Here is a 12,623-nt window from a genome sequence, read left to right on the forward strand (position 1 = left end):
ACCTTGAGCATTACATGACACAGACGTCCTGAGGAGGACCCTTATGCGGTATGTAGTTGGATATACGGCCAACGCCCGTGGCGGCGATGCCGTCAACCTGGCTGTGGCCTTGGCCCGCCGTCAGGGGGCCACCTTGGATCTGGTCATGGTGATGCCCCAAGATTCGCCCTACAACGGCGCGTACCCGCCGGTATCAGGCATTGGCGACATCCTGGCCGAGCAGGTTTCGCAATGGGTGGAGGAGGGTTGGCTTTGATCCCGGAGGACGTCCCGGCGCAGGCCCACATCCAGCGCGGAGAATCCGAGGCCGAGGCGCTCATTGCTGCGGCGCAGGAGTTGGGAGCTGGGCTGCTGGTGATTGGGGCCAGCAGCACAGGACTGTTCAAGCGGTTCTCCATCGGTTCGGTTGCCAGCTCTTTGCTGCACGCCTCAACGGTCCCGGTGGCTCTTGCCCCGTCGGGTTACAGTCGCACCGAACCCATTACGCGACTGACCTGCGCGCTCGGCACTCGCGTGGGGGCGCAGGAAGTCCTCGCCGTTGCTCTGGCGATGGCTAAGCGCCGCTGCCTGCCTTTGCGGCTGGTCTCCCTCGTGGCGCTAGGTCCTGGAGAGTCGGATGCCACCGTCCAGGACGCGCAAGCCCACCTGAATGGCGTTGCCCAAGCCAGCCACACACTGGCCGCCGACGCACTGGAAACGCTCAAGCCCGACGTCGTGGTTGGCACCGGGCGAACCATTGAGGACGCCGTTGACCGGCTGGATTGGCAAGACGGTGAGCTGTTGATGATTGGCTCCAGCCGGCTGGCCCACAGCAAATCGATCTTCTTAGGCGCCACCGCCAACCGCATCCTGCGCGCACTTCCGGTCCCCATGATTGTGGTTCCGCGCGACTTCGAAATTCCAGACGAAGAGGCCACCTTATGAGCACCCGCGATACTGCCGCAAAAACCACTACCGGGCTGAGTGAGAAGGGCCTGAAAGCGGGATCGGTGGGGCTGATCGGCGCCGTCGTGATTGGCATTTCCTGCATCGCGCCCGCATACACCTTGACGGCGGCCTTGGGCCCCACGGTGTCCGAGGTGGGCGTGCACTTGCCGGCTATTTTCCTGGTTGGATTCATCCCCATGTTGCTCGTGGCGCTGGGGTACAGGGAACTGAACAATGCCATGCCCGACGCCGGGACCTCCTTCACGTGGGCATCGCGCGCCTTTGGGCCGTGGCTCGGTTGGATGGGCGGTTGGGGCTTGATCGCGGCGACCATCATTGTGCTTTCCAACTTGGCGGCCGTGGCGGTGGACTTCTTCTATCTGATGCTGGCGCAAATCTTCTCCAATCCGTCGCTGGCTGATCTGACAACCGTGCTCCCGCTGAACATTGCGACAACGTTGGTGTTCATTGCCGGTGCGTGCTGGATTTCCTACCGGGGCATGGAAACTACCAAGACGTTCCAGTACGTCTTGGTAGCGTTCCAGCTGTTGGTGCTGGGCTGGTTTGCGATTTCTGCCTTCGCCCATGTTGCCAATGGCACAGCCTTTGACGCCACGGCCATTCAAGCCGATTGGTTCAACCCCTTCGCCGTGGAATCGTTCTCCCAGTTTGCTGCCGGTGTTTCCTTGTCCATCTTCATTTTCTGGGGCTGGGATGTCACCCTCACCATGAATGAGGAAACCAAGAACCCGGAAAAGACACCGGGCAGGGCGGCCACCGTCACGGTGATCGCCATCATGGTCATCTATATGACAGTCTCCTTGGCCACGTTGGCGTTCGCGGGCATTGGCACGACTGGACTTGGCGCCGGAAACCCGGAAAACCAGGGCAGCATCTTTGCCGTTCTGGCCGGTCCTGTCATGGGTCCGTTCGCCATTTTGATGTCGCTGGCCATCCTGAGCTCCTCGGCAGCATCGTTGCAGTCAACCTTTGTCTCACCCGCCAGGACCCTGCTGTCCATGGGCCACTACCAGGCGTTGCCCAAGAGCTTTAGCAAGATCAGCCCCACCTACAAGTCGCCCAGCTATGCCACCATTGCGGCGGCCATCGCAGCGGCAGTCTTTTACGTGGTCACTCGCACGCTTTCGGAAAATGCTTTGTGGGACACCATCACTGCTCTGGGCATGATGATCTGCTTCTACTACGGCATTACGGCACTGGCTTGTGTGTGGTATTTCCGGGCAGAAGTATTCCGCAGCATCCGGAACTTCTTTTTCAAATTCCTGGCTCCGCTGGTGGGCGGGGTGATCTTGCTGGTCATGTTCTTCAAGACCGCCTACGACTCCATGGACCCGGCGTACGGCTCCGGCTCCAACATTGCCGGACTCGGGCTGGTGTTTATTCTTGGTGCCGGAGTGCTCCTACTGGGGGTGATCCTGATGCTGATCATGAATTGGCGCCACCCGGAATTCTTCAAGGGCCAGGTCCTCAGCCGCGCCAGCCAGGTGTACAACCCGTAGGCGAGGTTGCGTTCTCAGCGACGGTCCCAAAGTACAAACTCAAAGCACAAATGCCGCCGTTCCTGCTTATTGCCGCCATTGTTCTGGCGGCAATAAGCAGGAACGGCGGCATTTAAGGTCCTTGCTCTGGAGACCTGACTGCCGGAAAGAGCAGGCTAGCTCTTCGGGCGGCGGGCCGCTTCGCGGTCCTTGGCCAGCTTTGCTTCGGCGCGAGCCTTGGCGTGCACGGCACGCTCCTCAACCAGCCACGCCGGGGGAGCCTGCAGCAACGCGGTGATCTCCGCCGTCGTGAGTGCCTCGGTGATGTTGGAGCGGTTGAGTCCACCAATAGAGATGTTCAACTTCTGCGCAATGACGGGGCGCGGGTGCGGTCCGCTGCGACGTAATTCGGCGAGCCACTCCGGGGGAGTGTCCTGCAAAACCTTGAAGTCCTCCCGGCTGATCGCGTTCTCTTGGAATTCTGCGGGAGCCGCGGGCAGGTGGATGCCCAGCTTCTTCGCCGCTGTGGCGGATTTCATGGCTTGGGGGGAAGGATTAATGCTCATACATCAAGGGTACCGGTGCGCGGGCGGTAGTTTAGGGGAAACGGTGCGTTAGGGTAAATAGGTGTCTGAATCCCGCGAACTTACAGTGACCTTTGTCCCGGGTGTGACCCCCGGAAAGTGGATCCACCGTTGGGAGGAGCGCATGCCTGGCGTGCCGCTCGTGTCCACCCCGGTGCCCGAATCCCGCCAGCTTGACGCCGTGCGCGCTGGCGAGGTCGACATGGCGTTCGTGCGACTGCCCGTAGACAAGACCGGTCTGCACGTCATTCCGCTCTACAATGAACTCTCCGTGGTGGTGGCGCCCAAGGACCACCCCATCGCCGCCTTTGACGAGCTCAACGTTGAAGATCTGGCCGACGAATACCTCCTCGCCAACCCGGATGATTTCCCGGAATGGCGCGATATTTCCACCGAAATCGCCACGGGAACCCGCAAGCCTTTGCCGCCCATGGCCTCCATCGAAGAAGCCCTGGATCTGGTCGAAGCCGGGCTCGGCATCTTGATTCTGCCTATGTCTGTTGGCCGTCTTCTCAGCCGCAAGACGCTGCGTTCACGGTTGCTCCATGGCGTTGCCGAGACCAGCATCGCGTTGGCGTGGATTGATTCCTTCCAGCCGCTGCCCGCTGAAGATGAGGCAGTCATTCAGGAATTCATTGGCGTGGTCCGCGGGCGCAGTGCCAACAGCTCCCGCCAGCCCTCCGTGCAGGCCAAGCAGGATGCTGCCCCGAAGAAGGGCGCCAAGACTGGAAAAAGTACGACGTCGGGACGCACCCCTGCAGCTAAGGGGAAGTCGGTCGCGGCTAATCTGCGCGGCGGTGGGCGCCCAGGCGGCAAGGCTCGGGCTGCCAAGCGCGGCAGGCGCTAGGCCCCACGCACTCCCAAAGTCCAGCCGCTGGCGCGTCTGCGCTTTGGGTCCCTCAGGCGCGAGGGCCCACCCAGGCAACTCCGGGTATTCTGACATCAAGGAGCACGATCTCGATGACCGAACGTTTTTTTCTGGACAAATCCGACCCCGGCAGCTGGCGGGCACTTAATGGATTAGCCCTCAAAGTGAAGGCGGCAACGGAGGCTTCAAATATCCCCCGGTCGGTTGTGGAACTTCTGAACGTGCGCGTCTCGCAAATCAATGGGTGCTCCTTTTGCCTGGACATGCACAGCCGTTACGCGCTGGATGCCGGAGTGGGCAGCCAAAAGCTTGCCGTTCTGCCTGTCTGGCGGGAAACTGAGCTATTCACCGAACTTGAGCGGGCGGCGCTCGTGATTGGTGAAGCCACCGCACTGATGACAGATGTCCAGGCGCGGCAGGTAGAACTCCAGCAAGTACGCATGACGTTGACCGACGAGCAATACTCTGCGCTGCAATGGGCAGGCATCGCTATCAACGCCTTCAACAGGGTCTCCATCATGAGTCAGCACCCCGTTCGAGCTGAGAAATAGTCCCCAACTCCTCCCACTGATCGCAAGCTCGCAGCGGGTCCCTCGGAGTTGTGGGCCCACACGGCTTAACCCCGCTGGATGCCGGGATTCCTAGAGGTGTTGGCTCTAGACTTGGCCCATGAGCAACCTCGAGACCAAGCCTGATGAAGTGATTTGCGAATTCGAAAAGAACATCGGTGACGCGGAGGTCCTGCCGCCGAGGGCAGTCCCGTTGGGTGGAATCCGGGCGATGGAGGTTCGCAGGACCCTGCCACAGAAACGTCGCAGCTTGATTGGGGCCTGGTGTTTTGTAGATCATTATGGACCCGATCTGGTCCCCACCTCCGGTGGCATGCATGTCCCCCGGCATCCGCACACCGGCCTAGCAACGGTCAGCTGGCTGTTCTCCGGAAAAATAGAGCATCTTGACTCGGCGGGATTCGCCGCCGTCGTAAGACCTGGCGAGGTGAACCTCATGGTTGCCGGCCGCGGCATCTCACACCAGGAATTCTCCACCGCTGACACCTCGATCCTGCATGGTGCACAACTGTGGTTCGCGCTGCCAGATGCAACTCGCCACATGCCGCCAACCTTTACGCATTACGTCCCGGAGCCTGTCCGCGGTGAGGGCACAGAGTTGCGAGTATTTTTGGGCTCGCTGGCGGGTTCAACGTCTCCGGTGGCCACCTACACGCCGCCGCTACTAGGTGCCGAAGCTGTGCTGCGCCCCGGATCGCGGCTGGAACTTGAGCTGGATCCGAGCTTCGAATACGGCATCCTGTTGGACACTGGCGATCTGCGTCTGGATGGTGAGCCAGTACCTGTAGACCACCTTGTATATTTGCCCACAGGGCGTTCAGCCCTGGTCTTGGAGGCTGGCATGAACCCTGTGCGGCTGCTTCTCATTGGCGGGGAACCTCTAGGGGAAAAAATCGTCATGTGGTGGAACTTCATCGGAAGAACCCATGAGGAAATTCTGGCGTATCGTGCGGCATGGCAGGGCGAGATTGGTGCGGAACCGCCTCCGCAGAGAGAAACCGAAGGTGGATACCCTGACGGGACCCCTTACCCGCGCTTTGGACCCTTCCCCGATAATATGCCGGACCCGTTGCCGGCGCCGGGCCTGCCCAACGTCCAGCTGCGCCCACGCGGTTGAGGCACACGCGCTAAAACACCTATTGAGGAGCATTTGTGGATCAGGAATCAAACATTACTGTGCGTCAAAATGCTGACCGTCATCGCTACGAGCTTGTCGACGGCGAGAGGGTCATTGGCAAGGCCCATTGGTTGACATTTGAGCGTGACGCCAGCCAGGAGCGGATTTTTTTCCACACCACTGTCGACGAGGAATATGCAGGTCAGGGGTTGGCTGGAAAGCTAGCTCACTTTGCGCTTGAGGACACCATTGCGGCCGGGTTGAAAGTAGTGCCCGTGTGCCCCTATTTCAAGGTCTATCTACGCAAGCATCCCGAATACAAGGAGCACACGGTGATGGTGGAACAAGCGCATTTGGACGCGGTCACTGCGGCGGTTTGAGGGGACTCATGAGCACCCCGCGGCGCACCAAGTCAGAGCATGAGACTTGCCACCGCCACCCTTAAACACCAAACCGGCCCCCAACAAGTGGGAGCCGGTCTTGCGTGGGGCCCCACAATCCCGAGGGCCCCTGGTTGCAGACGCGCCAGCGGCTGCAACCAGGGAGGGATTGGGGACTAGCGCGAAGCCTCGATCTGCTGCTGCTTCTGCTTGTTCACCACGGACTTGACCTGGTTCAGATCGTTGATGACGTTGTTGAGCTGCTTCTTGGAGGTGGGCCACGTGGTGCCCTTGAAGCGGCTGGCGTCAGGGCCTTCCCAGCGAACGGACTGTGCTTTGCCGTCCAAGGTGCTCATTGCGGAGGTGATCTGGTCGATGGCCTGAGCCAACTTGGAAACCAGTTCTGCCATATCCTGGGGATCGTTACCAATCATTGCCACGATGTACATCCTTTGCTAGTAAATTCTGCGGTCCTGCCGCGGGGTAACACTCTGGCCGGGAATGTCCGGCTGAGCGATTACTAAGAATCTATCCCGCACTGGCCAGCTCCGTCGATGGGGTGCCCTACCCATGTAGCGCTACCCATGTGCCAAGACCTAGTTGTATTTGCTGGCAGCGCCGCGCACTTTCAATCCCGGACTCTAGCCACCACAACGGCACTGGACTAGGCTCGAAATCGCGTGAACCTTCAGCATTTAGATACGGTGCGTGGACCGGCTAAGCAGTCCGTTCCAGTGCCATTGGCAGATAGGGAAATAGCAATGGCCACATACAAAATTGGGTATCTCGTGGGCAGCCTGTCCAGCGGATCCATCAACAGGACCCTCTCCAAGGCCCTGATCCGTTTGGCACCCCCTGAGCTTGAATTCACCGAGATTCCCATTGGGGACCTGCCACTGTACAACTCGGATTTTGACAGTGATTTTCCGCCGGCGGGGCAGGCCCTGAAGCAAGCGATTGCCGCCTCCGACGGCATCCTCTTCATTTCACCCGAGTACAACCGGTCGATTCCTGGCGCCTTGAAGAACGCCATCGACTGGGGATCGCGCCCGTGGGGGACAAACTCCTTTGCCCGCAAGCCCACAGGAATCATTGGAGCATCCCCGGGTGGCATCGGCACCGCAGTCATGCAGTCCTCGATGCGCAGCGTCTTGAGCTTTCTCGATGCACCTCAACTCAACTCGCCCGAAGCGTACATTCGCTTCGACGCGGCGGACTACGGAGATGACGGCGAGGTCAAGAACGCAGACACGGAGGCATTGCTGAGGCACTACATGGACGAATACGGTGCGTTTGTGGCCCGAGTCCTCGACGCCACCGCACCCGGTCATATTGGCGACCAGCACCCGGACTCCAGTAAGTAATCATGGGCTCCTATCCATGAGTGAGGATGAGTGGCTGCCAGCACCTGACCGTGTCATTTCCGCAGAGCAGCACTCCTGAGGGAAACGCCGGTTCCTGCCGCAAGGCAAGAACCGGGGTTTCTGTGTTGGCAGGCAACTCCGGGCGCGGCGTGGACGGGCCGTCATGGCGCATGAATCATTGACAGGCCAAATGCTCCGTGTCATATTGGCGGCAGTGGTCTAGGACCCGCCCCGACCACGGTTAGTCACCCCAAGGGAGTCACGACTGTGAAAGCCGCATTGTGGGAAATTGAGACCTTTGACTATCACACGGCAGGTGAGCCCTTCCGGATTGTGCCGGCGCTGCCCATCATGATCGAGGGCGGCACAGCACGTGAACGCCGCGAATTCGCTATGACGGGGGACGCGAACAAGATTCGCAAACTACTGGTGAACGAACCGCGGGGGCACGCCGATATGTACGGCGGGTTCGTGGTGCCACCCAATGACCCCGGAGCGCACTTCGGTGCGTTGTTCTGGCACCGTGAGGGCTTTTCCACGGTGTGTGGCCACGGAACCATGGCCTTGGGGACGTGGGCGGTGCGCAGCGGCTTGGTCCGTGCCCCGGACGACGGCGAGACTGACGTTGTGATTGATATTCCTTCGGGTCGCGTTACGGCAAGAATCACCATGGCGGAGGGTAAGGTCCGTGAGGTGGCGTTCCACAATGTTCCGTCCTATGTGGTGGCCAGAGACATCGAGGTCAAGACGGCCGACTTTGGACGCCTGCGCGTGGACCTGGCCTGGAGTGGGGCGCTGTACGCGTCATTGCCGGCAGCAGCGGCAGGACTTGAGGTCACGCCGTCGAACTTGGCGAAGGTGATTGCGGCTGGGCATCAGGTAGCCGCGGGGCTCGCCGGGAACCCTGCCACGCAACACCCCCTCAAGGCTGGATTTGAGGGGGTATTTGGGACCATCTTCCACGAGCCGATGACCACCACCGGGCCAGGGTTGAGGCAGCGCAATGTGAGCGTTTTCGCCGACGGCCAGGTAGCCAGATCCCCCAGTGGCTCCGGAACGGCGGCTCGAGTGGCGCTGCTCAGTGACCAGGGAGATTTGGCGGAAGGGGAGATTTTGGAGAACTATTCGATTATTGATTCTCGTTTTGCTGCCCGAGTTGTGGACCGGGCGGGTGGCCCTGAGGGTGGGTTGGTGGTGGAGGTTAGTGGACGCTCCTTCCCGGTCGGGCAGGGGAAATTTACGCTGGACGCCGACGACGAGCTAGGGGTGGGATTTGTATTGCGGTAGCGGTAGCACCCGACCGTCTGGGACGATTGCCAAGTGACTGAATCCATCCGCCCCCATATCGCCAAGCTGCCGCGAATCCCCACAGCGTGGCGTACCTTCAAGCTTGCGGAATTGCTGCAGGTGGGCAGTTCGCCACTGTCGCCGTGGTTTGCCTTCGCCTTTGCCGTTTTCGTCACTGTCTCAGCCTTTGACGATGTGCGTCTGACTGTCCTCACTGGGCCAGGAACGCAGCTTCCGTGGCTATTGATTTCCTGCACCGTCGCCTATTGGGCCGTGTGGATGGCCCTGGCGTTCCGCCCTCAATGGGTTGCCGTGCTGTTCGCTCTTCAGCTGGCCACTATGCTTCCGCAAGCCTTGGTTGCCGGGCCTTTACTGGCGGCCTTCGGGGCTATTGCCGTGGCGGCGTACCGGGTTTCTCTGCGGTCCCTGGCCGTCATGGTGGGCGGTTTCTTGGTATGGCAGATTATCTGGGTGCTCTTCGTTGCGCACCTGGGCATCGTGCAATTGTGGGCCTACATCCCGGTCACGCTGCTATTCACAGCTCCGGGCTTGGCCATCAAATTGCTCCGTGACCGGGCCCTCCAAGTAGCACGCAATCAAAAAGCAGCCGATGAGACTGCCGCTAGAGCTGCCGTGGATCAGCGTGCAGAATTAGCTCGCGAACTTCATGACGTTGTGACGCATGGTTTGACCATGATTGCCGTGCAGGCAAACCTTGGCAAGATCTCCAAGGAGGAGCTAGCCAAGGAACATGCCCTCACCGAGATTGGTTCAATGGCCAGAAACTCTTTGGATGATCTACGCCGGCTGATCGTGGCCATGCGCACGGACGAGCGGTCGTCTGAAGACGCGCCGGCGCAGGACGCCGGATTAAGGCCAAGCGTGGCTTGCATTGATTTGGAACTGAGCTTTGCCGATATCCAAAAGCAGCTAACCGGCTTGGGCTGCCCCACACGCATCACGACCTCAGGAGATCTGGACCAGACGCCCAACGGCATCCGTCCCACGGTCCTGCGGATTCTGCAGGAGAGCGCCACCAATATTGTGAAGCATTCCGGAAAAGGCGCACGCTGCGAAATTTCCATGAATGTGGCTCATGACCACCTTGAGTTAGTCATCCGGAATCGAATGACACCAGGTAACCCACGGCTGCCAGTCTCCGGCACGGGACTGGCAGGACTGCGGGAAAGGGCCTCTCGCCTGGGCGGAACCCTTGAATCAGGGACCGACGGCGGCTGGTGGCGTGTCCACGCCATCTTGCCGTTCAAGGATCGCCAGACACTTCACTAGCACCCAAGTTTCACTAGAACAGTAGAGACAGTCGGAGTGCCGGGGATAACCCTCAGAGATGGAACCCCACCCACATGAACGCAAGATTTGGCCATGTGGCCAATTCTTGCTGTTTTGGTGCCAAAACCATGGTCCAAGAGGACAGTCCCGACGGTTTCACATTGAATGACAAGAGATGCCTGCGTAGCGTGAATTGTGTCGGGGGACATCGGACCTCGCACCATGTGAGGACCGGAGTTGCAAACGTCCAGTCCTACCGATCTTGGAGATCATCATGAATGCAAACTATGCGGTAGCCCGCAACGCGGCAGTAAACGGCAAGACCAAGCCCTCAGGCATCTGGCCCTCAGGTTCCTTCCCTGACGTCTCCCGCTGACCTGGGGAATGGCACAATTCTCCCCATTGCCACAGCTACGTAGACTGTCATCATGAGTGTGATGACTGAAGCTGGCGGGACTATTGAGATAGTCATTGTTGACGATGAGAAATTCGTGCGCGGAGCGCTACGGACTTATCTGTCCCAAACCAAGGATCTCGCAGTTGTCGGCGAGGGTGAGAACGGCGAAGATGCCATCCGCCTCGCCCAGGAGTGCAGACCTGACGTATTGCTTATTGACCTCCAGATGCCTGTCATGGATGGAGTGACCGCTATTCGCCATATCGTGGCGCAGAATCCGGAGATTGGCATATTGGTGGTCACCGGCCACATCTCTGACGTTCACCTGAGGGCCGCACTCTTGGCAGGTGCCGGGGGATACGTGGTCAAGGATGCCGAGCCTGAACGAATCGTAGCCGCCGTCAGAGACGTATACGCGGGCGATTGCCCCATCGATCCGGCCGTTGCGCATCTGCTGATCGAGGATCTTCGCGGCAGCCGGCCAGCTACACGGGCGGAGACGTCAATTGAACTGACAGGCCGCGAAGAAGAAGTCCTGAAATTGTTGTGCGACGGGCGCAGCAACAGCGAGATCGCTGCCGAACTCTACCTTTCCGAATCCACCGTGAAGTACCACCTGGTGCGGTTGGGGAGGAAGTTCTCCACCCGGGATCGCCTCCAGTTGGTCGTCACGGCGCTGCGCTCAGGACTGGTCGCTTAGTCAGCTCCGCGTCCCTTTTGCTTTCCTCCCTTAGGCGTAAATGCGGTGTTATCGGGAACATGTACTGAAAGACTATCCAAAAGGACAGGGGCAAATGGTCCTTTCGGAGTATCGGCGGCGGGCCCTTGGACCTAAGCTGAGATCACCGTGGCCATACGCGGACAAATCCCGCTATTGAAAGGCATATCCATGAAAAAACCATTTGCTTCCGCAGGTATTGCAGCAGTCATTGCCGCCGGACTCATCTTGGCTCCGGGGCTTTCGCCGGCTCAGGCCAGCACCTCTGAAGCCCCCGAGGCCAGCATTTCGGCAGCCCCCGTGGCCGCACCCACAGCAATGGGCAGAGCTATATCGGGCAGCGTGGCCACCACATACGGAATTATGTTTATCCCCTGCAACATCTTTGGCCTGCGCCTCTGCTAAGAAGCTAGTCCCACCAAGAACTATTGCTAGAAGTTACCGAACCTAGGAGTCAAGCGCGCAGGCGATTGTCCATAGGGGGAGGAGCGGGACTAAAAACCCTGCGCTTTGCGATAGCGCTGCATCTGCTGATGACGGCGGATCAGGCTATCGCGGCGCGGGGTTTGTTCTGTCCCGGGCTCTTCTGCCGTGAGATCAATATGGCTTTCACCAAATTGCCACAGCAACAGATCATCCAGCAGCCTGTCAGGGCCGGGGGAATACCTGTGTTCCAAGGCCTTGCGGACGTTTGAGATGATCTCCGGCTGCAATAGCGCGGCCAGATCTACTGTCTGGCCGAGTCCATGTGCCGCCACCAACTCTGCAGCCCACCCCCAGTCGTCGTCAGCCTTGCGGTCCACGTGCGGCAGCAGTGTCTGCCACACGGCTTTGATCCGGTTGGGGGTTAGGGAAACGTTCCCCTCGCCGTCGGTGTCCCAATAGCTGGTGACGGTCTCATATCTGTCGTGTAGCTCGGAAAATGCTGACTCCACCGTCTCGAGCATGGCAGCTGTGGCGGTGAACTGTCGGTCAAAGTAGGGGCTCCAAGCGCGCGGGTCCTGAGACTTGAAGCGGATGTCATGCTCAATCTCGCTCCAGGCGTGGGCGAAAATGGTGCGGATCTGGCACTCAAAGAAGTAGCTGCCGTTCGGCTTGGTGTCCGGATCCAGCAACGCCTGGTAGTTGCGGACCGCCTCGTTCTGGATGGTGCGCAGGATCAAGTGCCGGCTGGAATACCCGTAGGTGCCTGACTCAATGGAGCCAATGTCCTTTTCGGTGTCGCCACGGCAGTCAAAGATGCTGCGCTGGCGCTTGATCAGGTTTGCCGCCTGCGCGTTCTCGCCCGGCAGGGTGGTAATGACACGCACGCCAACCATGTCGGTGAGGTTCTTCAACGGCTCGGGGAACTGCAAAGCCGGGGTGGCGTCAGGTTCCGGCACCATCCGCGAGGCTTTCTCGCGGAATGACTCCACGCTCTTGGTGCGGCTCGTGACAAAGAGTGGCTTGTCATCCGCTTCCGAGAGGACATCGCGAATGAGCGATTCCATTTCAGCGGTCATCTTTATCAGTTCGGGCCGAGTCCGTTCGAAGTCAGCCACAGAGGCGCTGACGGCCGGGCGCAGGGATTCATCAAGTCGTTCCCAATTACTGCTCATGAAAAGAGCTTAAGCGTCAGGGTAG

The 12,623-nt window shown here is 59.7% G+C and carries 15 protein-coding genes; 12 read left to right on the plus strand and 3 right to left on the minus strand.

Going from position 1 to position 12,623, the window contains the following annotated elements:
• The first annotated feature begins 43 nt into the window (after positions 1 to 43).
• Genes AS189_RS21050 through AS189_RS02920 form a run of 3 tightly spaced genes read left to right on the plus strand, consistent with a single transcriptional unit; the run spans position 44 to position 2,447 of the window.
• Entirely contained in the window at positions 44 to 256 is a 213-nt protein-coding gene (locus AS189_RS21050; RefSeq protein WP_337589199.1) for a hypothetical protein, read from the plus strand.
• Positions 247 to 924, plus strand: a complete 678-nt coding sequence (locus AS189_RS02915) for a universal stress protein (protein WP_337589200.1) — start codon at positions 247 to 249, stop codon at positions 922 to 924. The genes AS189_RS21050 and AS189_RS02915 overlap by 10 nt, the downstream gene beginning before the upstream one ends.
• Complete coding sequence (locus AS189_RS02920) at positions 921 to 2,447, plus strand: APC family permease (protein WP_062286248.1); 1,527 nt, start codon at positions 921 to 923, stop codon at positions 2,445 to 2,447. Before AS189_RS02915 ends, AS189_RS02920 begins: the two co-directional genes overlap by 4 nt.
• A gap of 155 nt (positions 2,448 to 2,602) precedes the next feature.
• On the opposite strand, the gene AS189_RS02925 is transcribed toward AS189_RS02920, so the two are convergent.
• Positions 2,603 to 2,965, minus strand: a complete 363-nt coding sequence (locus AS189_RS02925; protein ID WP_181036111.1) for a DUF5997 family protein — start codon at positions 2,963 to 2,965, stop codon at positions 2,603 to 2,605.
• Positions 2,966 to 3,053: 88 nt separating this feature from the next.
• Between AS189_RS02925 and AS189_RS02930 the strand changes: the two genes are divergently transcribed.
• The 4 genes from AS189_RS02930 (at position 3,054) to AS189_RS02945 (ending at position 5,944) form a co-directional block, all read left to right on the plus strand.
• Positions 3,054 to 3,857, plus strand: a complete 804-nt coding sequence (locus tag AS189_RS02930) for a substrate-binding domain-containing protein (protein WP_062286252.1) — start codon at positions 3,054 to 3,056, stop codon at positions 3,855 to 3,857.
• Positions 3,858 to 3,970: 113 nt separating this feature from the next.
• Positions 3,971 to 4,429 (plus strand): carboxymuconolactone decarboxylase family protein, encoded by a 459-nt coding sequence (locus AS189_RS02935; protein WP_237759956.1) that lies wholly within the window; start codon positions 3,971 to 3,973, stop codon positions 4,427 to 4,429.
• Positions 4,430 to 4,547: 118 nt separating this feature from the next.
• The gene (locus tag AS189_RS02940; RefSeq protein ID WP_062286256.1) at positions 4,548 to 5,564 is read left to right on the plus strand and encodes a pirin family protein; all 1,017 of its coding nucleotides are present in this window, start codon (positions 4,548 to 4,550) and stop codon (positions 5,562 to 5,564) included.
• Positions 5,565 to 5,599: 35 nt separating this feature from the next.
• A complete protein-coding gene (locus AS189_RS02945; protein ID WP_062286258.1) occupies positions 5,600 to 5,944 on the plus strand; it encodes a GNAT family N-acetyltransferase in 345 nt (114 codons plus the stop codon).
• Between the two features lie 176 nt (positions 5,945 to 6,120).
• On the opposite strand, the gene AS189_RS02950 is transcribed toward AS189_RS02945, so the two are convergent.
• Complete coding sequence (locus AS189_RS02950) at positions 6,121 to 6,384, minus strand: hypothetical protein (RefSeq protein WP_129587134.1); 264 nt, start codon at positions 6,382 to 6,384, stop codon at positions 6,121 to 6,123.
• 321 nt (positions 6,385 to 6,705) lie between these two features.
• On the opposite strand from AS189_RS02950, the gene AS189_RS02955 reads away from it, so the two are divergent.
• The 5 genes from AS189_RS02955 to AS189_RS02975 all read left to right on the plus strand — a co-directional run bounded on the left by AS189_RS02955 (position 6,706) and on the right by AS189_RS02975 (position 11,405).
• Entirely contained in the window at positions 6,706 to 7,308 is a 603-nt protein-coding gene (locus tag AS189_RS02955) for an NADPH-dependent FMN reductase (RefSeq protein ID WP_062286262.1), read from the plus strand.
• A gap of 267 nt (positions 7,309 to 7,575) precedes the next feature.
• The gene (locus tag AS189_RS02960; RefSeq protein WP_202814115.1) at positions 7,576 to 8,595 is read left to right on the plus strand and encodes a proline racemase family protein; all 1,020 of its coding nucleotides are present in this window, start codon (positions 7,576 to 7,578) and stop codon (positions 8,593 to 8,595) included.
• Positions 8,596 to 8,628: 33 nt separating this feature from the next.
• Complete coding sequence (locus AS189_RS02965; protein WP_062286263.1) at positions 8,629 to 9,885, plus strand: sensor histidine kinase; 1,257 nt, start codon at positions 8,629 to 8,631, stop codon at positions 9,883 to 9,885.
• Between the two features lie 428 nt (positions 9,886 to 10,313).
• Complete coding sequence (locus AS189_RS02970) at positions 10,314 to 10,982, plus strand: response regulator (protein ID WP_082634008.1); 669 nt, start codon at positions 10,314 to 10,316, stop codon at positions 10,980 to 10,982.
• Between the two features lie 189 nt (positions 10,983 to 11,171).
• Positions 11,172 to 11,405 (plus strand): hypothetical protein, encoded by a 234-nt coding sequence (locus AS189_RS02975; RefSeq protein WP_062286267.1) that lies wholly within the window; start codon positions 11,172 to 11,174, stop codon positions 11,403 to 11,405.
• An 89-nt stretch (positions 11,406 to 11,494) separates the two neighbouring features.
• On the opposite strand, the gene AS189_RS02980 is transcribed toward AS189_RS02975, so the two are convergent.
• On the minus strand, positions 11,495 to 12,598 hold the full coding sequence (locus AS189_RS02980) for a GTP pyrophosphokinase (RefSeq protein ID WP_062286269.1): 1,104 nt from the start codon (positions 12,596 to 12,598) through the stop codon (positions 11,495 to 11,497).
• Positions 12,599 to 12,623 lie beyond the last annotated feature (25 nt).

Source organism: Arthrobacter alpinus (assembly GCF_001445575.1).
Classification (GTDB): Bacteria; Actinomycetota; Actinomycetes; order Actinomycetales; family Micrococcaceae; genus Specibacter; species Specibacter alpinus_C.

Coding starts and splice junctions, on each gene's coding strand:
- AS189_RS02980 (WP_062286269.1), bottom strand. CDS start 12,598: ATGAGCAGTAATTGGGAACGACTTGATGAATCCCTGCGCCCGGCCGTC.
- AS189_RS02935 (WP_237759956.1), top strand. CDS start 3,971: ATGACCGAACGTTTTTTTCTGGACAAATCCGACCCCGGCAGCTGGCGG.
- AS189_RS21050 (WP_337589199.1), top strand. CDS start 44: ATGCGGTATGTAGTTGGATATACGGCCAACGCCCGTGGCGGCGATGCC.
- AS189_RS02920 (WP_062286248.1), top strand. CDS start 921: ATGAGCACCCGCGATACTGCCGCAAAAACCACTACCGGGCTGAGTGAG.
- AS189_RS02925 (WP_181036111.1), bottom strand. CDS start 2,965: ATGAAATCCGCCACAGCGGCGAAGAAGCTGGGCATCCACCTGCCCGCG.
- AS189_RS02975 (WP_062286267.1), top strand. CDS start 11,172: ATGAAAAAACCATTTGCTTCCGCAGGTATTGCAGCAGTCATTGCCGCC.
- AS189_RS02940 (WP_062286256.1), top strand. CDS start 4,548: ATGAGCAACCTCGAGACCAAGCCTGATGAAGTGATTTGCGAATTCGAA.
- AS189_RS02970 (WP_082634008.1), top strand. CDS start 10,314: ATGAGTGTGATGACTGAAGCTGGCGGGACTATTGAGATAGTCATTGTT.
- AS189_RS02955 (WP_062286262.1), top strand. CDS start 6,706: ATGGCCACATACAAAATTGGGTATCTCGTGGGCAGCCTGTCCAGCGGA.